Here is a 20,246-nt window from a genome sequence, read left to right as displayed (position 1 = left end):
AGGGGAACAAGCAATGATGATGGAACTGTCGGCTTACCGCGATATATTCATAGAAGAGCTGAACGAGCAATTAGAGCGGATCGACCAGTCCCTGCTTGCGTTGGAGCATGCTCCAACCGCTGAGTTGATTCAGACGATCTTCCGTGCAGCCCATACGATCAAGGGCTCAGCCTCCACAATGGGCTTCCGTGAGATGAGCGATCTCACGCATGAGGTGGAGTATGCGCTCGAGTGGGTGCGGGAGAAGAAGCCGGAGATTACCGGCAATCTGATTGATACGCTCTTCCGGGCACTGGACGCGATGAAGCTGCTGCGTACTCAGTATGTTCGCGGAGAGGGCTTCACAGATTGCTCCGCTGTGGTGGCGGAGATCAAAGCGCTGATTAATAAGCCGGCTGAACTTCAGCCGGTCCGGCTTCCGGTCTTAAATGCAGCGGAGCTGCTTCAGGCGGATGAGGCTGTGGCAGCAGGATACTTGCTGCTGGCTCTTGTAGTCACCTTGAGAGAGGACTGCCAGATGAAGGCGGCCCGGCATTATATTCTCTTACAGCGTATGGAAGAGGTCTGCGGGCCGGTGATTGCTGCTGCCTTGGCGCCACCGGCGGCGCCTGGAGCCGATGAAGACGCCCGCTACAGCCAATTTGCTGTAGTCGCTGCTTCCCCGCGCGAGATCCGGCAGGTGTCCGAGCAACTGGCAGGGGAGACAGATGTCGAAAGTATTGTCATTACACCGTTCGTGCCCGCACCTGTTGCCGGGACTGACATCCAGACTACGGCCGAACCGGTGCCTGCTGAATCTTCGTCCTCTGCTCCGGGCAAAGGTAAATCCCATGAGGTACAGTCAACGGTCCGGGTGAGTGTGGAGCGGCTGGATCATTTAATGAATCTGGTGGGAGAGCTGCTGATTGAGCAGACCTCTCTGGCCGATCTGAGCGCTACGGGACAACGTACTGATCCCGCCAAGGTTCTGCCTGATATCGGCTCGATATCGGATCATATGGGCGGAATTATCAAAGAGCTTCAGGAAGGGGTCATGAAGACCCGGATGCTGCCGATGGATCAGCTGTTTAACCGTTTTCCGCGGCTGGTCAGGGATTTGGCCCAGAAGCTGGGCAAGGATATTGAACTGCAGATTCAGGGAGGCGAGACCGAGCTGGACCGGATGATCATTGAAGAGCTAAGTGATCCGCTAATCCACTTGATCCGTAACAGCGCCGATCACGGAATAGAGAGTCCAGAGGTGCGTGTGCAGCAGGGCAAGGCTCCGAAGGGCAGAATTACGCTTACTTCTTTTCATGAGGAGAATCAGGTCGTGATTCGCCTGGAGGATGATGGGCAGGGCATCGATGCCGCCCGGATTACAGCCTCTGCGCTCAGCAAAGGGATCATTACAGAAGAGCAGGCAGGGTACTTAACCGCGCAGGAAGCCGTTAGCCTGATCTTCGAGCCGGGCTTCTCCACAGCCTCCGAAGTCAGTGAAGTGTCAGGGCGGGGCGTGGGAATGGATATTGTCCGCAGTCAGATTGGACGTCTCAACGGAATCATAGATATTCAGACCGAGCCGGGGGCAGGCACTCTGTTTACGATCCGCCTGCCGCTTACACTGGCCATTATCAAGGGACTGCTGGTCAAGGTCTCCGGGCGTGTGCTGATCCTCCCGATGTATAATGTGGCCGAGATTGTGCGGATCGCTCCCGAAGAGATTCAGGTCGTTCAAGGGGAGCAGGCGATTATCAACCACGGGCGGATTGTTCCGCTCTCCTGGCTCAGAGACAAGCTGCATTATCCGCGTACAGAGCGCCGCTCCAAGACGATTCCGCTTGTGATTGTAAGATCTGTTGACCGGATCGCTGCGTTCGCTGTTGATGAAATCATCGGCAACCAGGAGGTCGTCATCAAGTCCCTGGGCGCGTATCTGGGGACGATGAACCATCTGTCCGGGGCAACCATCCTGGGCAACGGCCGGGTCGCCCTGATTCTGGATGCCTCTTATCTCGTTAGCCACTGATTACTTTCCGAGTGCCGCAAGCTGGTATAGAACTGGCAGTAATGGTGAAAAATATGGAAAGAAACACCGGAAAGGGGTGAAGAGTTGGATATTACAATGGCTTCAGATGAAGTTATCAGTAGGATCAAGCAGCTTCAATCTGGTGGGGGCAACATGAACAAAAAGCAGATCAAGCAGCAGGAGCCCGAGCTGATGAGAAGTGCGCTGTATTATTTTCCAAGCTGGGAACACGCCATGAAGAACGCAGGACTGCTGTAAGGGAATAAGCAAAGCCAAAAAACCGGAACAGTCGCAGCAAGTATTGCGGCCCTTCCGGTTTTTTTGAAAATATAAGAATTTATATGTTTCACACGATAACTTATCCTTCTATTTCTCGCTGAAACGGTGCTGTCTTATTAAAGGACGGCAAAGCCGTTTCCACTTGTGTTACAGTCTAAGGTTATAGAGGTCTACTTCCGGTTACTCATAGGCCCCGGGCTCTTGAACTGCAGCTCGATGGCCTGCTGGTTCAAATGAAGCTCAGCCATATACGCCTTGATCTTAACCTGCAGCTTATGCAGCATTTCAGTATGCATATCATCAATACGGTCCTCTATACAGAACGCTGAACAAGCCAGAAAGCCGTCTGTATAGGTTTTGGTGTCATCCACTACCGTATTCAGTTTTTCTTTGTAGATCCGTTTTACCGGTCCGCTCTCCGGCTTGATCTCATAATAGCGGTTCGTTTCCACCAGCAGCCGCCAATGGCTTACCTCAAGGCCATATTCATCCTTTTCCAGCTGCACGGTCACTTTGAAGATTTTGATAGGATTGTTCATGTTGTTGTTCCATTCTTATTGTGGGATTGAGAGATTATAGCATGTACAGACCGCGATGCCCACTGGAAGATTATAATAGTATAATTCCGCAAAATGGCTTACAATTAATCCATTATTGTCCTGAAGCGGCAATACGTTAGTCTACTATAAAGGAGATCAGAAATGAAGAACACTGCTGCACAAGGACGTCCTATCGTTTACTCGCTGGTATGGGGAGTAGTCCTGACCCTGGCTGTATCCGTTGCCTCCGCTGTATCCATGGTTATGGAGTTCGGCGACATGGGGATAAGGAATGCCCAAGCCTGCGCCTTTCTGGTTATGGGTATTATTGTAACCCTCTATATGAAAAGAAAGGATTCCACGCTCGTCAGCTTCGGCTTCCGCAAGCTGGAGGCCAAGCCGTCCAGAGCGGTACTGTTCTACATCCCGCTGCTCATAATTGCGGTGGCCCAGCCGCTGATGAATGGAATCAATGTCGAGCTTGGAGCGCCTGAAGTGATCAGCATTGTTATTATGACGCTGCTGGTGGGCTACACTGAGGAATCTATTTTTAGAGGAGTGATCTGGAATTATCTTAGATCTAAAGGCCCTCTGTTCTATATTGTGTTCTCATCCATCTTCTTCGGAGTTCTACATATGGCTAATGCCTTTGGCGGAAATAATCTTATACATACGCTTCTCCAGGTTATCAATGCGCTGCTGCTGGGTTGTGTGCTCGCCTTGCTAATGGAGACAGGCCGGAATATTGTTCCGCTGATCGCGTTCCACTTTATCTACGATGCGCTGGCTATGGTCAGCAATGAGAATCTGGAGCATGAGGTACTAATCGTCTCTATTCTTAATATTCTGTATCTCCTCTATGGAATTTATCTGCTCATGGTATTAAGCCGCAAGTCCAGAAATCATAGTCTCACTCTGTAGATGCACCGGCCTGTCTGGAGAGAAAATCATCAGTCTGGCCGGTATTGTTCTGACAAAATGATAGCGCATACATGATAATGAGCAGCTAACTGGAGTAAATAATCCGTAAACGAAGCAATTTATAGAGATAGGCACTTTATTTACAATTCTCCTGAAATATCGCAGATTCTGCGGGGATATGCAGGTTTTTGAAAGTTTAAATTTAAGCATTCCTGAGGTATAATGTAGACATCACCACAGGAACCACAGCAACAAGAGCCCCAAGCATTACAAGTGGTACCGCAGGTGATGGTCTCATTCCTAAATTTAGCAATGAATGAAGGAAAGGAGAGAGCCCCGATGTACTAGCGTTAGCGAAGCATGCCGGAATCGGCTGCTGATGAAGAAGGTGGATGATAACATCTTCTGGCAGATCGTGGGTATGCGGGAACCCAAGAAGCAAATCTTTATTGGAAGAAGAACGAAGCTAATTATTCAAGCAAGAGAAGGTTCTTGCGGAAGAAAGAGCGTGATTCCAATGAAAAAGGTTAGCGAAGCGTACAACTGCGATTCATCACAGTAGGGAAAACGTCCGTGAAAACGTTTTTCGTGAAATCGTGTACGCGGGAATCCACCCCATATGCAGGACATGGAGCAATACTCCGAAATGGAGCGAACGGGCAACACGGAAGCATGAAGGAAACATGATATTGAGAACAATCACCATGTCAGGGATATGGCTTTTGTTACTTGGAGGAAATGATTGAATTGAATAGCGTAATCAACACATGAATCCCCGGGCCTTAAGCAATAGGCAGCGGGGATTTGTGCGTATGTACATAAAAACCCCCTTCTCTCCTACCCGGAGGGAAGGGGATTTTTTGATGGGAAAGCCGCTGCTGCTTGGTTTTGAAATAAACCAACTTAGGCAACACTGGATTACATAACTATGCCGATACGCAGCAGGGAGAGGCACACATGAAATTTCATGAACAACATCCCAGTCACTTGCACAATGAGCATCCTCAGCAGCTGAGCCGGGAAGCTCACATCAATACGGAGCTGATCTGCCGCAGACTGGGGAACAGCTCGGATATAAGCGTCCGTTCGCTTCGTCTGGATTGGACCCATGCACAGCAGGAATGCGTCATTCAATTAATCTTCCTGGACGGAATGGTGAATAACCAGGTCCTGGAGGAGTCATTTATTCCGGCGATTCAATCGGCACCGCCCGCCCCGGACGGGCACAGCCTGCTGGACTATTTCAGCAACCACATCCTGAGTGCGGGACAGGTTAGAACGGCTGGGGACCTGAGCGGAGCGGTCAAGGATATTTTATCCGGCTGTGTCCTCGTGTTGATTGATGGCTGCGAAGAGGCCCTTGCGCTTGCCATCCAGGGCTATGAGAAGAAGAATATTGATGAAACCAAGACGGAAACGGTGATTCGTGGGCCGCAGGAAGGCTTCACCGATGATCTGCGCACTAATATTACGATGATCCGCAGGAAGATGAAGGATGAGCGGCTGAGAATTGTAACCCGTTCGGTGGGGCAAGTCACGCAGACGGATATTTCAATCCTCTATATCGAGGGGCTGGCCGATCAGCAGGTGCTGAACCGGATAACGGAGATGTTCGATCAGATCGGGCTGAAGACTGTCCTGGAAGGCGAATTCATCGAGGAGTATCTGCAGAGCAACAAATACACGGTGTTTCCGACAGTGCTGAACACGGAGCGGCCGGATAGCATCACGGCAGGCCTGGCTGAAGGCAGAGTTGCCATTATAGTGGATGGGACACCCTTTGTCATGATTATTCCCTCTCTGTTCCTGGATTTCATCCAGTCGGCGGAGGACAGCTATCAGCCTTATCTGTTCTCCAGTCTGATTCGGATCTTGCGGCTTACCGCTGTAATTATCAGCATCTTTGCTCCCGGACTATACATTGCCATTACAACCTTCCATCAGGATCTGCTGCCTACCCGGCTGCTGCTGAGCATTATGTTTCAGCGCGAGGGCGTGCCGTTCCCGGCTTTTGTTGAAGCCACGCTCATGGAGATCACCTTCGAAATCATACGTGAAGCCGGAATCCGTATGCCCCGTAACATCGGTCAGGCGGTATCCATTGTGGGTACTCTGATTGTAGGGCAGGCGGCGGTAGACGCCGGAATTGTCTCGGCAGGGATGGTTATCGTGGTGGCGATCACCGGAATTTCAAGCTTCGTCATTCCGGCCTATAATATGTCGATCCCCATCCGGCTCATCCGGTTTCTATTCATGGGGGCGGCGGCTTCCTTCGGAATATACGGGATCACTGTGGGGTTCGTCATTCTGACTGTGCATATCTGCAGCCTGGAGTCTGCGGGTGTCCCTTACATGCGGCCTTATGCGCCTTATTTGAAGAGCGAGCAGGGAGATGGTGTCTTCCGCAGTCCTTACTGGTCCGGTTCGCGGAATAAACGCACCAGGAACGGGGCTTAGCCATGAGAAGGATGGTAATCCTGATCTGTGTGCTGGTCCTGATGAGTACGCCGTTAACGGGCTGCTGGAGCCGCAAAGAGCTTAGCGATTTGGCAGTCGCCATCGGTCTTGGCATTGATCGTACGGACAAGGGCTACCGGGTAACCGTGCAGATTGTCGCGCCCAGTCTGGCGGCTGCCAGCAGCGGTGGTTCGGGAGGACCTCCGGCCCTTGTGGTTGCTACGGAGTCAGCAACGATTATGGAAGCTCTGCGCAAATTGACCACTATGCTGCCGCGTAAGATATATCTATCCCATCTGAGCATGCTGCTGCTGGACGAGGCCATGGCCAGGGAGGGCATCCGCAAGCCGCTGGATTTTCTGTTCAGGGATCACGAAGTCCGGCCGGATTTCGATGTGGCCATCGTCCGGGAAGGGACGGCTTACGATGCCTTATCCATCATGACCCCGCTGGAACGGCTGCCGGCCAGAGATCTATATGATTCACTTAATGGGTCTCAGCGGAACTGGGCACCAACCTCGGCGGTACGTCTGCTTGATCTGATGAAATGGTTCGATCTGGACGGCCAGGAGGCCGTATTGACCGGTCTGCATCTGGTGGGGGATCTGGAGAAGGGAAAGACGAAGGAAAACGTCGATTCCATTAACAGCCCGCTCAAATTTGAGTACCGGGGCATCGGAGTGATGAAGGATGATGTTCTGCTCGGCTGGCTGAATGAATCGGACAGTAAGGCTTACAACTATGTGACCGGAAAGGTTAAATCGACTGTAGGCAAGGTGGATTGTCCGGACCTGGATGGAAATTTTGTAATGGAGGTACTGGATGCCAAGACCTCGATTAAGCCTGAAGTGCGAAACGACGAGCCTTCGGCCACTGTCAAGGTGAGAATTGAGGCTAATGTGGGTGAGGTGGAGTGTAACCTTGATTTGAACAGCCGGGAGACGCTGGGGAAGATGAAGGAGATGGCCATAGTACGGACGGAGGCGCTAATTGCTACTGGAATAAGGGATGTGCAGAACCAATTTGGCGTAGATATCTTTGGCTTTGGCAACAAATTTCATCAGAAGCATCCCCGGTACTGGAGTAAATGGAAGGATCAATGGAATGAGAAATTCAGCAGGATGGATGTGAAGGTGGTTGTGGAATACATCATTAAGGGTCGAGGAAGAATCGTAAATCCGCCATTAAAGGAACCGGACGCATGAATGCTTGTCTAATCTCAATCAATGTGCTGTTATGGATGTGGCAATTCAGCCGGTACCGCAAGAGACGGGGCAGACTCCGGGAGAGAACGCTTGTGTACGCTCTGTACGCGCTAGCACTGGGCTTAAATATTGTGTCGGCCAAAGACGGGTTCACTCCGGATCTGCTGCGGCCGTTCATTAACCTGCTGCAATTCTTGAAGCCATGGGACATTCTAGGCTAAATGGAAGTAGATTCAACAAAGGAGGGGATGTACAGATGAGCTCCCGGCAGTTAATGATGCTGCTGACGCTGCATTATTGGGGAAGTGCCTTGCTGGGGCTGCCTTCCATGATCATCGGATTGTCCGGTAAAGATTCCTGGGCGCCGATTCTGCTGGGTATGCTGATTCAGCTGCTGATCATCCGGTTATTTGTGGCGCTGTATTCCGAGATGAACGGCGATACCCTGGGGCAATTTCTAAGCCGTGTTCTGGGGAAGGCGGGCGGTAAAATCATGCTGGCCCTGTATATATTCTGTGTGCCTTTTCTCATCTTCATCTTGACACTCCGCAGCCTTGGCGACTTTACCAGCAACGACCTGTTTGTAGAGACTCCGCCATCAGCGATCTATGTCCTGATCCTGTTCGCCTTGGTCTATTGCCTGTATAAAGGTATTATTGCGGTCGGCCGGTCTGCTGAGATTACTTTCCCGGTTGCCATGGCCCTCCTATTGCTGTTCTTACTGTCCCTGCTGCACGGTGCGGAATGGACGAACTTCCTGCCCGTCTTTGAGAAGGGGGTGCAGCCGGTATTTCAGGGCACGGTTATGTTCCTGAGTTATCCGAGCAGCGAGGTGGCCTTAAGCCTGTTCCTGGTTTCCTTCATCAAGGACAAAGCTTCTTATCGAAAAGCGCTCGTCCACAGCACCTGGATTACCAGTATCGCCCTGCTCCTGCTGACGGTGCTGATTATTGCGGTGCTGGGCGAAAGCCTGCCGCCGAACATGCCTTATGTCAGCCAGTTTGCGGCCAAGACAGTAACGATAGGCGGATTCTATGAGCGGATTGAGACCATAGTCACGGTCATCTGGTTCATCGTTATTTTTTACCGGCTGATTCTTACCCTCTTCATCGCTGCCTATGGCTGTGCTGAGTTATTCGGAATTAAGCAATACAAGGGACTGCTGATTCCGCTGGCCTTGGTCACCATTCCCTTGGCGATGAATATCTGGGATAATCCCTCGGTGATTGCCGAGTTAAATGATGTCTGGTATCTCAATGTATTCTTCTTCAACCTGCTGTGTCCGCTATTATGGTATGCTGCCAGCAAGCTCAGGAGCAGGCTTAAGTAGACCCCAATAAAGGCACGATATAGTCACGGAACACATCCGCTGGAGGATTATTCTTCCCGCGCTTGTTATCCTGGGTCAGCACAGCGATAAGCTGAAGCTCCGGCACTACATATATGAATTGTCCGGCGTACCCGCGGGCGTAATAGTAGTCTACCAGACTGAATTCTCCGGCTGCTGTGCTGCGGGACAGGGCATCTGTCCACCAGTGCCAGCCGTATCCCCCGTGACGGGGAGGCTCCGTGTGCATGACTGGCTGTACCGAACGTACGGCCCAACTGCCGGATATGATCTGCGAATTCTTCCATACTCCCTGCTGCAAATAGAGCTGTCCAAAATTTAGCAGGTCTGCCGGACGCAGCTTCAGCCCGAAGCCGCCGGTATGGATTCCCTGGGGGTCCGATTCCCAGTCATAGTCCCGGATACCGAGCGGTCCGAAGAGAACCTGTTCGGCATAGCTGGCTGTGCTCTGTCCTGTGGCTTGTACCAGAATCGAAGACAGTAACTGCGAGATTCCAGAATTGTATTCCATCCGGGTGCCCGGCTCATCCGCAAGCGGCTGCTCCAGCACATAATTCACCCAATGCGGGGTACGGGTCATCTTCGGGAAGGAGTTGGCCCCGCCGAACTCCGTCCAGCGAAAGCCTGCGGACATGGTCAGCAGCTGCTCGAGCGTAATGTCCTGCTTCCGTGCGTCCTTATCGCGAAGAACCTGCGGGAAAAAGCCGCTTAGCGGGGCCGAAGGGCCGGGCAGCAGCCCCTGGTCTATGGCGATGCAGATCAGCGCGGAGAGGATGCTCTTGGTGCAGGAGTTGATCTTGGCCAGCTCGGAGGCTGTGCGCTGATCTCTATAATGCTCGAAGATCAGCCTGCCTTGCTGCTGAATCAGACAGCTGCGAAGATTCAGGGGTGCAAGTGAGGCGGATAGGGTGGACAGGTTCATTGGGATTATCCTTTCTGCATATACATATATAGGCACGACCACCGAGTGAATGGTGGCCGTGCGCCGAAAGATTATGCGGGACATGTTGGAGCTTTAAGTGTAATTGGTACAACTCAGACGTCTGGTTTACCACGAATGGAGTAACAAAGTGCAGTTAGGCCGCCCCCAACTCCCTCTACTGTTCTAAACCGAAATGTGTCTCAATTCTGGCAAGCATCTCTTCGGTAGTGGTCTGGGCATTTCGTATATAATACTGGACATGCTGCTGTCGTGCTTGCTGTAAAGATTTGCGGCTATTCGCAATAATTCCATCCATAGTCTCGCGCTTAGCGCGTTCCGGGTCTGAGAGGGCCGGGAAGAGATCCAGCATTCCCCGCACATGATCACGGTTGAAATAATCCCTGTGGATGAGTTCATCCTCTGCATATAAGTATACGATCCGGTTATCATCGGCAATCCCCCGAAGAAACTCTGGAGCAATATCTGTATCAATGATTATAGGCTTGCTGTTGCCCATCTGTAGCAGCTCCAGCAGGATGAATTCTACACTTTCTTCCGCTGCCGAGACCAGCCATTGATTCCTGTCATTGCCTTGCCCGAGGAAATACCATTCCCAATTGACGAAATACCTTAGAATGGCCGGATGGTCCTGCGGATTAGCGAGTTGCTTATATTCAAACGCATGATCATCAGATGAATAGTAGTTCATTCCCCGCTTAGTGGAGATTAGCCCGGCCATAGTACTTTTCCCCCCGCAAGGTCCGCCGCAAATCCAGTATACGTGCTTCAAATATTGTTTTATTAACCGGTCAGACATTCTCATTGTTCATTCCCCCTGTAGATGATTAGTTAACAGTAAGGGATACTCTGATTCTGCTTGCATGAAATGTCCAGGTTGCTGGCATCTGCGTACACCACCTTTGATGAATTCCCCTGTATTATCTCAATCTGACGCCGGGAAGTCCAATTTGTTTATACACATTTATTACCAGCCGCGGCTTGCCATAGTCAGTTATTATAAGAAGTACGTCAGGCATACAGGAGCGGAGGAGATTTATGGTTCAGGATCATGAATTGCGGATACGTCCAATAGCTGAAGGGGATCTGCCCAGGCTGTGGGAGCTCGCTTATAAAGAGGAAGCGCCGGAATGGAAGAAATGGGATGCGCCTTATTATGAACATAAGCGGGTTACATGGGAGACGTATTACGGGAAGCGAGCCGAAATTATTGGATGTGGGAACAATTGGGTTATAGAAGTAGAGGGTGTTATTATAGGCGACGTCAGCTACTACTGGGAGCATGAGCCGTCATACTGGCTGGAGATGGGGATTGACATCTATGATCCTGCTTTTTGGAGCAGCGGTTACGGGACTAGAGCGCTCAAGCTGTGGATCAGCCATTTATTCACTACCCTTCCGCTCGTCCGTGTCGGCTATACCACCTGGTCCGGGAATGAGCGCATGATGAAAGCAGGAATGAAGCTGGGTATGACAATGGAGGCCAGGCTGAGAAAATGCCGATATTATAACGGAATATTCTATGATTCTATCCGGATGGGGCTGCTTAGAGAGGAGTGGGAGGATACTTTGAAAGAGTAAATATGAATGTTTGTGAAAAAAGACACAATTTCGTGAAAATTATCACGTTGTATTCATAAAATTTTAATATATAATAAGATTAACTTAAAGAAACAGGGGGAATTAAAATGAAATTATTTAAAGTATTAGTAGTAGCAGGCGTATCGGTAGCTTTGTTGTCGGGTTGTGGATCGGATAAAAACAATGCAGACAAAGGGGCAGCAGCAACAACTGCACCAGCAACAGAGCAGACAGATGCAGTTACCTCCGCTTCAATCGTGAACCAGGCAGATGCTTTCATTAGTGCAGTAAGCGACAAGGGAACCTGGATCGTTGCTATTCTGAATGATCTGACTGTGGACAAGGATGTAGTGGTAGCAGGCGAATTCCACGACAAGAACGATACAGCAAAGCCAATCTACCGTAAGCTGGCCCTGTACGCACAGGATGCAGACCACAAAGTTACAGCTACTTACACTCTTACAGCACCGAAAGTAACTGTACAGAGCGAGAACTTCCGCGTTCAAGGCGGTACGATCAAAGGTGATGTCTACGTAGAAGCTAACGGCTTCAACGTGTACAAGGATGCTACTATCGACGGCAACCTGTATTTCTCCAGCGAAGATGTAAAGGCAACGGCTGTACTTGAAGGTAAAGTAACCGGAGCTACTGAAGTTAAATAATATCATTCATAGCATAAATGTGAATGACATAAGCCAGCAGATGAAGGCCCACTTGGAGCCTGGTCTGCTGGCTTTTTGCAAATATAAGAATGTATATGTTTCAAGCTATACATTATCCTTCTATTTCTCGCCGAAACGGTACCGTCCTTTAAAGGGACGGCAAAGCCGTTTCCACTTGATGAATAAATATATGTTTACAGCTTGCTGCAGGGGTAATTTTGTAATCTGACCGGAAATATTCTATAGTTAGATGGAAGCCTTTGTAAGCGTAAACACTTGGGATTGGGGATGTATAAAGAGATGAAAACTACCCGTAGATGGGGGATAGCAGCCGGAGTGATTCTTGCTTCGGTAGCGGTACTCTATATCTTATTATATATGTATGAAAAACCAGGCGGCTGGTCTGACCGGCGGATGTCGCAATCCTTAGGGCTGAAGCAGACCCTCCAGATTCCGCTTGGCGGCAGTCCGGAGGAAGCGGTGCGGTTGTTCCGTGAGTCGGATTCCATGACGGTGGTACATGAGGAGACTGTCGGCAGGGGAGAGCTTGTGTTCCTTACCCGGTCAGGCCAGCAAGAAGGCGGCGATCTTCAGGTAGAGTATGTCCGCAAAACCTGGCTTGGATGGAAATGGGTCTGGGGAGCAGGGTATGGACAGGGCGAAGCTCCTTCCCCAGCGGCTATGAATTATATGAGGGTGCCTGAAATAGAGCAGGTCTCCACGCCGTTTCCTATGGTATTCGGAGAGGTGCTGGACCCAGCCATTAAGCAGATCGTTGTTCAGCAGAAGGAAGCCGGGACGGACAAATCCGAAGCGAAGCTGATTACAGCGGCTTCCGGCCGGATGATCTGGTTCGCTTTTCAACCGGCGACGGCGGGCGTTCCGTTCGAGATCGAAGGACTGGATCAGGCCGGGAAAATAATCGCAACCAAGGTTATTACAGATGTCCGGGGGAGCGGGACAATTGTGCCCCCGGTAAATAGATAAATTTCCGAAGGAGGAATGTCGATAGACTCCAAGTCATCCTGCAGTAAGTGATTCCGTTAGTAGTGCCGATCCCATGGTTCCAGCCTCTAAAGAGCTGAATTGTAGATGGTAGAGTTCAGCATAGAGTCCGTTTCGCTCCAGAAGTTCATCATGAGTCCCTTCCTCGGCGATTGTCCCCTGGTCAAGAACTATAATCCGTGAGGCATCCCGTACCGTTGACAGTCTGTGGGCTATCACGAGGGTGGTTCTGTCTGTCATTAGCCGTTCGAGTGATTGCTGCACCAGCCGTTCGGACTCATTATCAAGTGCTGATGTAGCTTCATCCAGCAGCAGGAGCGGTGCATTACGCAGGAATGCTCTGGCGATGGCCAGGCGTTGCCTTTGACCACCGGATAAGGAGGAGCCATGTTCACCAATCATTGTGTCATAGCCTTCCGGCAGGCGCATGATAAATTCATCTGCACCTGCCAACCGGGCGGCTTCTCGTATCTCCCCGTCACTTGCCTCAGCTGCGCTGAATGCAATATTCTCCCGGATACTGCCGGAGAATAAGCAGGGGTTCTGCGGCACATAGGAGATCATCCGGCGGGCCTCTTCCAGCTGACCGTTTATGTCATTACCGCACACACTAATACTGCCGGCTTGCGGTTCGTACAGTCCGCAGCATAATCGCACCAGCGTTGTTTTACCCGAGCCGCTGGGTCCGACAACAGCGACGGTCTCGCCATGCTGTAGCTGGAGATTAATCTCAGATAAGCCGGTCTTCTCCTTGGACTGAGGCCCAGCGAAGCTATAGCACAGCCCTTGTATTCTTAATACATTTCCCTCAGTAGTGGCAACTTCTCCAGGGGAAGAGAAGCGGCCGCTGTATGCTTCTCCTTCCAAAGCAGCATCAAGAACTTCAAATACACGATCAGCTGCACCGAGTGATTCCTGTACCCCGCCCCAGGTCTGCGACATTTCGACGAACGGCCATTGAACTCGTCCCATCAGGAGGATGAAGGCAAGCACTTCACCTGCCGTGGTCTCTCCCCGCATCGCTGATCTTGCAATAAGTACAGCACAGCCGATCATTACAGCGTTGTTGATGAAAGCGGAAGAATGCCAGAGCAGGGCATTCAGCAAGGTTCTTTGCTTTTGAAGCTGGTTCAGCTTTCTGCGTTCAGTGGCATACCTGCTCAGCAGCATATTCTCCAGTGAAAATGAACGGACGACCTTCATCCCTTGGGTAGTCTCCTGCAGAATTCCCCGTAACAGAGCTTCCTGGGCATAGATCTGCGTGAACAGCTTGCGTAGTCTGCGGTCAAAGAAACGTCCTGACAGAAAGACCACGGGTCCCGTGCCAAGGGCAAGCAGTGCGAGCCATACATCCATACTGGCTAAATACAGAAATGCTACCAAGCAGAGCAATAGATTATAACCCAGATCGTAAACCAGACTACTGATCATTCCCATGGCTGTTCCCGCATCCTTAGTATTACGCGAGGTCAGATCGCCGGAGTGCATAGCTTGCAGCTGGCTATAGGGCAGCCGGTGACTGGTGTCAAAGAGCTTTGCCCGGAAATCCCAGGACATACGGCTGTGAACGGTGAAGCGGAGGTAATGCTGCAGCATAAGACAGATGATAGTCACTAGACAAGCCAGAGAACAAATGACGGTTATCCTTGTCAAGGACTGCATATCGGTATTGTTAATAGTATCAATGAAAACCTGCTGAATCGTTGCAAACCCTACATCCAGAGCAAGCTTGGCTGTGAGCAATACTACAGCTGTCAGAAATCCGAGCCGGTATGGCTTGATATAAGGGAGTAGCCGCTTGAGCGCTTCCCGAAGCCGGATTCGCCCAGTTGAAGATAAATTAGCATTCATTTTGTAATCCTCCTCCGGCAATTGCCTCTGTCTGGACACCTGCCTGGGCCATAGCGTGGTACTTGCCCTGCATGGCCATCAGTTCTCCATGTGTCCCTTGTTCAGCAATCGCTCCTGCTTCCATGAAGTAAATATGATCCGCATGCCTGATGGTTGACAGCCGGTGAGCAATCACCACCGTGGTCCGGTTCATCATCAGCACCTGCAAAGCCTGCTGAACAACCTCCTCATTATGGCTGTCAAGGGCAGCAGTAGGCTCATCAAGCAGCAACAGCCCCGGTTCGCGGACGAAGGCCCGGGCAATGGATAGCCGCTGACGTTCACCTCCTGATAAAGTAAGCCCCCTTTCACCGATGATCGTCTCATATTGCAGGGGAGTTCCCATAATGAACTCGTGAATACCCGCATTATTGGCAGCGGATATAACTTCTTCACGGGATGCCCTGGGTCGTCCCCAGGCAATATTCTCGTATAGCGTACCGGAGAATAGATAAGGCTCCTGGGATACGTAGGCGATATGTCTGCGCCAGCTATGCGGTGGAATCGTATGTAAAGGCATGCCGCCATGATGAATGCTCCCTCCATCAGGCACATAAGCTGCAAGCATTAGCTGAAGAATGGTGCTTTTGCCGCTGCCGCTCGCACCTGCAAAGGCAGTTACCTTTCCGGGCTCAATCCGCAGATGGATGCCGGCTAATACGTTGTGTTGTCCGTACCCGAAGGTGATATTACGGAATATAAGGGGCAGCTGACCGGCTACAGGCTGATTATCTTCAGTCCATGCTTCAGAGTGCTGTTCTGCAGCGTCTGTATTAGCCGGGCTCTCACCTTCCAAGGGCAGATCCATAATCTCAAATAAACGTTTACCTTGTGCCAGTGAAGCTTGTAATTCAGTCCATAGATTGGCAAGCTTGGATATCGGGTTAGAAATTTGCTCAAAACAGATAAGAAAAGCGGCAACGGCCCCTACATCAAGCCGGCCTCCGACTACCAGATAGCCACCATAAGATAGAACATAGAGCAATCCGCCGAGGGTAACAGCCAGAGGCATATTGTATCCTACGGCTTCAACCCGTGATACTGACAAATGAACAGTGTTAAACTGACGGACTCTATGGTTGAACTGCCCTAGCAGGCGGGAAGCAAGGGAGAAAGCACGCACGACCTCTGCGCCCTGTATCGAATCTTGAACGAATGCCTGTTGTTCACTCTCAATACTCTGGCGCTGCTCATTCATCCTGCGAAGCCTGGAGGTAAAGGGGAGCATGACCAGCGGGACTAGCGAACAGATAAGTATAGTACCTAGGGTTAGAACAAACTGCAGAGACAGAAGATAAGTCAGCAGAAAAGCGATTTGCAATAGATTGCTGATCAGTTCGATGGTCTTCCTGTTAATTCCTTGCTGGGCGGCTGGCGCAGAATCGTTCATCCGGCTGATCAGATCGGCGGAATGATAACGGTCTAGCTCTTTCATCTGAATGTTCATTAATCTTGTCAGCAGGGAGACCTGAAGCCTGGAGGTGGATTTGATCTCCAGCAGTCCTGAGAGATAGGTATTCAGAAAGTGGACTCCAGCATCGATAACTATAATGACAACGGCAAAAGTCATCGCGGCTGCAAGACCGGAAGTGTCATGGTGTGTAGCCGCATTAATAATACGCCGTAGAATTTCAGCAATACCTACGCTTGTAAGTGAGGTGATGGCTGCAAAAAAACAAAGGATGATATACCAGCCAGTATAAGGTTTGCCTAGCTTCAGCAAACGGATAAAGATATTCTGGGCAGCGGCGGGCTGTTTATCTAGTGGTACTGCTCCGGTATTAGTGGTCCGATTCAAGGGGAACCCCTCCAGTTAATAATTGAGTCTTAGTCCAGCATGACTTTTGTTGTTAAGGCAAGCAGATTGCGCAAAGTATCGGTTCTGAGCACATAATACAGGCGGTGATCCACCCGTTCGATGTCTAGAAGATCCAGGAAAAACAGGAAGTTGGCATGATAATTCACAGCAGCAGGTGTGATACCGAGCGCAGTCGCAATTTCCTTACCATAGTGCGGCCGCTGTTTGAGTAGAAGCAGGAGATCCAGGCGCCGTTTATCCGAGAAGGCTTTGAGGAACAGCTCTGTCTTCTCCCGGTCGGCAACGGGTCCGTATACGCGGTCATTGTGTACGCCGAAGATGACCCAGCCTATCAGCCCGGTTTCCGTATGGAAATTGTAGAAGCTGTTGTTCACCTGTGAAACAAAGCTGACATGGAAGGTAGCAGGGAAGTCAAAGAGTGCAGGCTCATTCTTATGAAGTTCACGAATAAAAACCTCCGGATTACTACGGAACTGGGCCTCATAACGAAGTGAGGCCTGTTCAGAGATTGCTTGAATCCGGTCTTTCCAGTGAATGAAAACATCCTGATGGAATTGACGCAGAAGCTGTATGTAACGCAGCTTGGTTTCTTGCGGACGAGCAAGGCATTCAAGCAGCGGACCATGGGCTTCTATCACTTCAGGCTGAGGTTGCGTGTCGGAAGCAAGTTCCAAGAGCTTATTGAGATCCTTTTTGACCACCTCCCAATCGTTGCCCTTCAACAATGCCTCCATATTATCGTGGTAGACACCATAGACCATCTCTGAAACGATGTGCTCAGCAGGGCTGTCCGCTAGTCTGTTGATCCATTCTTCGGCAGTCTGCGCTTCTGGATAGGAACAGGCGGATTCAAATAACGGGAAATCCAGTGCATTGTGAAAAAAGTTGTGACGGAAAAAAAACATCAGCTCACGAGTGAAATGAGGTGACAATAACTTTCGGGCATCTTCAAAATAGGTCCCCAGCAGCTCATCAATTTCGATTTTATATTCCGCTGCCAGATCTGCCAGCTGATCCTCACAGGCCAACATTCCCATGGAAACAATAAACTCAATAGCCTCGTTATACGCAAAACGGATATTTTTCATCAGTGTCTCTTGCAAAGAATAGTTCATTTGTTCCTCCTGTTTAAACTCTTTGTTATAAATATTGAATATTAATTATTAATGATCAACATTTAATATTTACTTAATGTTAAAATAAGCTAAAAACAGGAGTTTGTAAAGTAGGAATTATGTTCGGATGAGAATTGTATGGATGGTGAGCCTTTCAGTTTACGGGTGGAACGCCAAATAACTGCCTCACCGGAAGCCCTAAACAGGACTTTGATGAGCCAGTTCGACCGCTGAATTGCGGCTTTTGGAAGAATTTTAATGGAGGAGACCGGAAATAGTTATGCTAGAGTTACCAGAATATACACCCGGCGTGACAAGGACTATAGTACATTATTGCAGCTTGAACTACTTGAAATGGTCATCCCATTAGAGCAAAAGCAAGATCCCCATGATGATAAAAAATGATCCAATCCACAAGAGTACGGCTCCGGTGAAGCGTCTGGAGCTAAGATAGGCCTCGCTCGGTTCGGCATCCCCCTTCATCTTCCAGCCTTCATTCATCCGCCAGAAGGCGTCGGGATTTCTACGAACAAATAAACCTCCTGCATTCAGTAACAATCCCATCAGTATGGTGAAAACTCCGTTAAATATTTCGATGATAATCAGCTCCTTAGTTAGTGTTATTTCCTCTGGAGATCGATAGTCCTTTAATAAACTACGTACATATTGAGTCATCCGTTGCGGAGAATGCGGCCTTTTCTATGAACAGATCGTGATTTGAGGTAGAATGAAGGGAATATGCGGATTAACGAAATACCTGCTGAGGGAGAGTCCTTTGTGTTCAAAATTATGCTGATTGAAGACGATATTACGCTGTTCGGGGAGATCCGGGAGCGTCTGGCCCAATGGTCGTATGAGGTGTACGGGGTTACGGACTTCGGTAAGGTCCTGCAGGAGTTCTCTGAGGTGAAGCCCGACCTGGTGGTGATTGATATCCAGCTGCCGCGCTTCGATGGCTTCCACTGGTGCCGGATTCTGCGCAGCCACTCCAAGGTGCCGATTATTTTCCTCTCTTCCCGGGACCATCCGAGCGATATGGTGATGTCCATGCAGCTGGGTGCCGATGATTTCATTCAGAAGCCCTTCCATTTCGAAGTGCTGATTGCTAAGATTCAGGCCATTCTGCGCCGTGTCTATAATTACAGCATGGAAGGCACAGAGCTGAAGACCTGGCGCGGAGCGGCGATTGAGTTCGTGAAGAATACGGTTACGGGGAGCGGGGGAACGGCGGTGCTCACGAAGAATGAGATGCTGATTCTCAAAATCCTGCTGGAGCGCAAAAACACCATTGTAGAGCGTGAGGAGATCATCACCAGCCTGTGGGACAATGAGCATTTTGTCAGCGATAATACGCTGACTGTGAATGTGAACCGGCTGCGCAAAAAGCTGGAGCCGCTCGGCCTGGATGCCTATATTGAGACCAAGGTCGGTCAAGGGTATATGGCGACAGAAGAGGCGGAACAATGATAAGGAAATATCTGAGCGAGAAACGGAGCTGGCTGCTCCTGCTGGCCGCCTTCCAGCTGATTATTATGTTCGTAGCCTACATTGACTCTGCCATCCCGCTGCTGCCGATCCTGTACATTGTACTCCTGAATACGCTGCTCTGTCTGGCCTTCGTTTTCCTGCGCTATTCCCGGGAGACCCGGTTCTATAAGAGCCTTGCCTCTTGGGATCAGATCTATGAGCTGCAGGCGGTCCTCGAGCCGGGTAGTCCGATGGAGCGGCTGGTCCATGAGGCGGTAAGCGCCCAGACGGACCGCTACAAGCGCGAATCCTCCATGAATGTCCAGCTGCTGGAATCGGAGAAGGACGAGCTGCTCAGCTGGATACATGAGGTTAAGACTCCGCTGACTGCTATGCAGCTCATGATAGAACGCCTGCCGGATGAGACTCTGCGGAGACAGATGATGTACGAATGGCTGCGCATCCACCATCTGCTTGACCAGCAGCTGCATCAGAAGCGCATTCCCTTCATCCGTAATGATCTGTTCATTGAGAAGGTCGGTCTTGCTCCTATTCTTAATAAAGAGATCCGGGCACTGAAATCCTGGTGCATCTCCAAACGCATCGGGTTCGACATGGAGCTTGAAGCTGAAACGGTACTGACAGACGGCAAATGGCTGGCCTTCATGCTTCGGCAGCTCTTGACCAATGCTGTGAAATACAGCGAAGCCTCCGATATCGTCATCCGGAGCCGTGAAGAGGGCGGCCATGTTGTGCTTATGATTGAAGACAGCGGCCAGGGGATTGATCCCAGGGATCTGCCGCGGATCTACGATAAGGGCTTCACCTCATCGCGCTTCCGCCAGGAGGGGGCAGCTACCGGCATGGGGCTGTACCTGACCCGGCAGGTTGCGGAGCCGCTGCTGATCAGACTTCACGCTGCTTCCGTGCTTGGGCAGGGGAGTGTATTTACGCTGACCTTTCCAAGGGAAAATGACTTTCAGCGCCTGACAGGCATGTGACAATAGTGT

Annotated in this window: 19 protein-coding genes; 12 read left to right on the top strand and 7 right to left on the bottom strand. The window is 50.5% G+C overall.

What is annotated here, in order from left to right:
- Positions 1 to 13: 13 nt before the first annotated feature.
- Positions 14 to 2,008, top strand: coding sequence for a chemotaxis protein CheA (locus NYE24_RS07700; RefSeq protein WP_235218569.1), 1,995 nt, complete (start codon positions 14 to 16; stop codon positions 2,006 to 2,008).
- Between the two features lie 449 nt (positions 2,009 to 2,457).
- On the opposite strand, the gene NYE24_RS07695 is transcribed toward NYE24_RS07700, so the two are convergent.
- Positions 2,458 to 2,826, bottom strand: coding sequence for a hypothetical protein (locus NYE24_RS07695; protein ID WP_076156834.1), 369 nt, complete (start codon positions 2,824 to 2,826; stop codon positions 2,458 to 2,460).
- 162 nt (positions 2,827 to 2,988) lie between these two features.
- On the opposite strand from NYE24_RS07695, the gene NYE24_RS07690 reads away from it, so the two are divergent.
- The 6 genes from NYE24_RS07690 (at position 2,989) to NYE24_RS07665 (ending at position 8,739) form a co-directional block, all read left to right on the top strand.
- Positions 2,989 to 3,747, top strand: a complete 759-nt coding sequence (locus tag NYE24_RS07690; RefSeq protein ID WP_342478421.1) for a CPBP family intramembrane glutamic endopeptidase — start codon at positions 2,989 to 2,991, stop codon at positions 3,745 to 3,747.
- A 379-nt stretch (positions 3,748 to 4,126) separates the two neighbouring features.
- Complete coding sequence (locus NYE24_RS07685; RefSeq protein ID WP_036700859.1) at positions 4,127 to 4,309, top strand: hypothetical protein; 183 nt, start codon at positions 4,127 to 4,129, stop codon at positions 4,307 to 4,309.
- A gap of 395 nt (positions 4,310 to 4,704) precedes the next feature.
- Positions 4,705 to 6,204: a spore germination protein gene (locus tag NYE24_RS07680; protein ID WP_342478420.1), complete on the top strand. Its 1,500-nt coding sequence runs from the start codon at positions 4,705 to 4,707 to the stop codon at positions 6,202 to 6,204.
- 2 nt (positions 6,205 to 6,206) lie between these two features.
- A complete protein-coding gene (locus NYE24_RS07675) occupies positions 6,207 to 7,409 on the top strand; it encodes a Ger(x)C family spore germination protein (protein WP_342478419.1) in 1,203 nt (400 codons plus the stop codon).
- The gene (locus NYE24_RS07670) at positions 7,406 to 7,630 is read left to right on the top strand and encodes a hypothetical protein (RefSeq protein ID WP_342478418.1); all 225 of its coding nucleotides are present in this window, start codon (positions 7,406 to 7,408) and stop codon (positions 7,628 to 7,630) included. The genes NYE24_RS07675 and NYE24_RS07670 overlap by 4 nt, the downstream gene beginning before the upstream one ends.
- Positions 7,631 to 7,665: 35 nt before the next feature.
- On the top strand, positions 7,666 to 8,739 hold the full coding sequence (locus NYE24_RS07665) for an endospore germination permease (protein WP_342478417.1): 1,074 nt from the start codon (positions 7,666 to 7,668) through the stop codon (positions 8,737 to 8,739).
- Here the strand turns inward: NYE24_RS07665 and NYE24_RS07660 are convergent.
- Together NYE24_RS07660 and NYE24_RS07655 are read right to left on the bottom strand one after the other, a co-directional pair.
- Entirely contained in the window at positions 8,732 to 9,679 is a 948-nt protein-coding gene (locus tag NYE24_RS07660; RefSeq protein WP_036700869.1) for a serine hydrolase, read from the bottom strand. The two genes, NYE24_RS07665 and NYE24_RS07660, sit on opposite strands and share 8 nt — an antisense overlap.
- Positions 9,680 to 9,854: 175 nt before the next feature.
- Positions 9,855 to 10,418: a hypothetical protein gene (locus NYE24_RS07655; protein WP_235218570.1), complete on the bottom strand. Its 564-nt coding sequence runs from the start codon at positions 10,416 to 10,418 to the stop codon at positions 9,855 to 9,857.
- A gap of 317 nt (positions 10,419 to 10,735) precedes the next feature.
- On the opposite strand from NYE24_RS07655, the gene NYE24_RS07650 reads away from it, so the two are divergent.
- The 3 genes from NYE24_RS07650 (at position 10,736) to NYE24_RS07640 (ending at position 12,927) form a co-directional block, all read left to right on the top strand.
- Positions 10,736 to 11,278, top strand: a complete 543-nt coding sequence (locus NYE24_RS07650; protein WP_036700872.1) for a GNAT family protein — start codon at positions 10,736 to 10,738, stop codon at positions 11,276 to 11,278.
- Between the two features lie 107 nt (positions 11,279 to 11,385).
- Positions 11,386 to 11,940, top strand: a complete 555-nt coding sequence (locus NYE24_RS07645; protein WP_076156857.1) for a hypothetical protein — start codon at positions 11,386 to 11,388, stop codon at positions 11,938 to 11,940.
- Positions 11,941 to 12,240: 300 nt separating this feature from the next.
- Positions 12,241 to 12,927, top strand: coding sequence for a hypothetical protein (locus tag NYE24_RS07640; protein WP_235218571.1), 687 nt, complete (start codon positions 12,241 to 12,243; stop codon positions 12,925 to 12,927).
- 33 nt (positions 12,928 to 12,960) lie between these two features.
- Here NYE24_RS07640 and NYE24_RS07635 read toward each other — a convergent pair whose 3' ends face one another.
- From NYE24_RS07635 to NYE24_RS07620, 4 genes are all read right to left on the bottom strand, one after another.
- Entirely contained in the window at positions 12,961 to 14,796 is a 1,836-nt protein-coding gene (locus tag NYE24_RS07635) for an ABC transporter ATP-binding protein (RefSeq protein WP_342478416.1), read from the bottom strand.
- Positions 14,786 to 16,633, bottom strand: a complete 1,848-nt coding sequence (locus NYE24_RS07630; protein ID WP_342478415.1) for an ABC transporter ATP-binding protein — start codon at positions 16,631 to 16,633, stop codon at positions 14,786 to 14,788. Before NYE24_RS07630 ends, NYE24_RS07635 begins: the two co-directional genes overlap by 11 nt.
- A gap of 29 nt (positions 16,634 to 16,662) precedes the next feature.
- Positions 16,663 to 17,769 (bottom strand): ArsR family transcriptional regulator, encoded by a 1,107-nt coding sequence (locus NYE24_RS07625; protein WP_342478414.1) that lies wholly within the window; start codon positions 17,767 to 17,769, stop codon positions 16,663 to 16,665.
- Positions 17,770 to 18,135: 366 nt separating this feature from the next.
- Positions 18,136 to 18,444 (bottom strand): DUF6199 family natural product biosynthesis protein, encoded by a 309-nt coding sequence (locus tag NYE24_RS07620; protein WP_051494033.1) that lies wholly within the window; start codon positions 18,442 to 18,444, stop codon positions 18,136 to 18,138.
- 102 nt (positions 18,445 to 18,546) lie between these two features.
- Here NYE24_RS07620 and NYE24_RS07615 point away from each other — a divergent pair, with 102 nt between their 5' ends.
- On the top strand, positions 18,547 to 19,236 hold the full coding sequence (locus NYE24_RS07615; RefSeq protein ID WP_076156952.1) for a response regulator transcription factor: 690 nt from the start codon (positions 18,547 to 18,549) through the stop codon (positions 19,234 to 19,236).
- Positions 19,233 to 20,237 carry a sensor histidine kinase gene (locus NYE24_RS07610; RefSeq protein ID WP_342478413.1) on the top strand — a complete coding sequence of 335 codons (1,005 nt, stop codon included), beginning with the start codon at positions 19,233 to 19,235 and terminating at the stop codon, positions 20,235 to 20,237. The genes NYE24_RS07615 and NYE24_RS07610 overlap by 4 nt, the downstream gene beginning before the upstream one ends.
- The last annotated feature ends 9 nt before the right edge of the window (positions 20,238 to 20,246 follow it).

Origin of the sequence: Paenibacillus sp. FSL H7-0350, assembly GCF_038593195.1 — a bacterium.
In the GTDB taxonomy this organism is placed as follows: domain Bacteria; phylum Bacillota; class Bacilli; order Paenibacillales; family Paenibacillaceae; genus Paenibacillus_AQ.
Note: the sequence above shows the minus strand (reverse complement) of the source record. Positions and strands in the feature narration are given on the sequence as shown.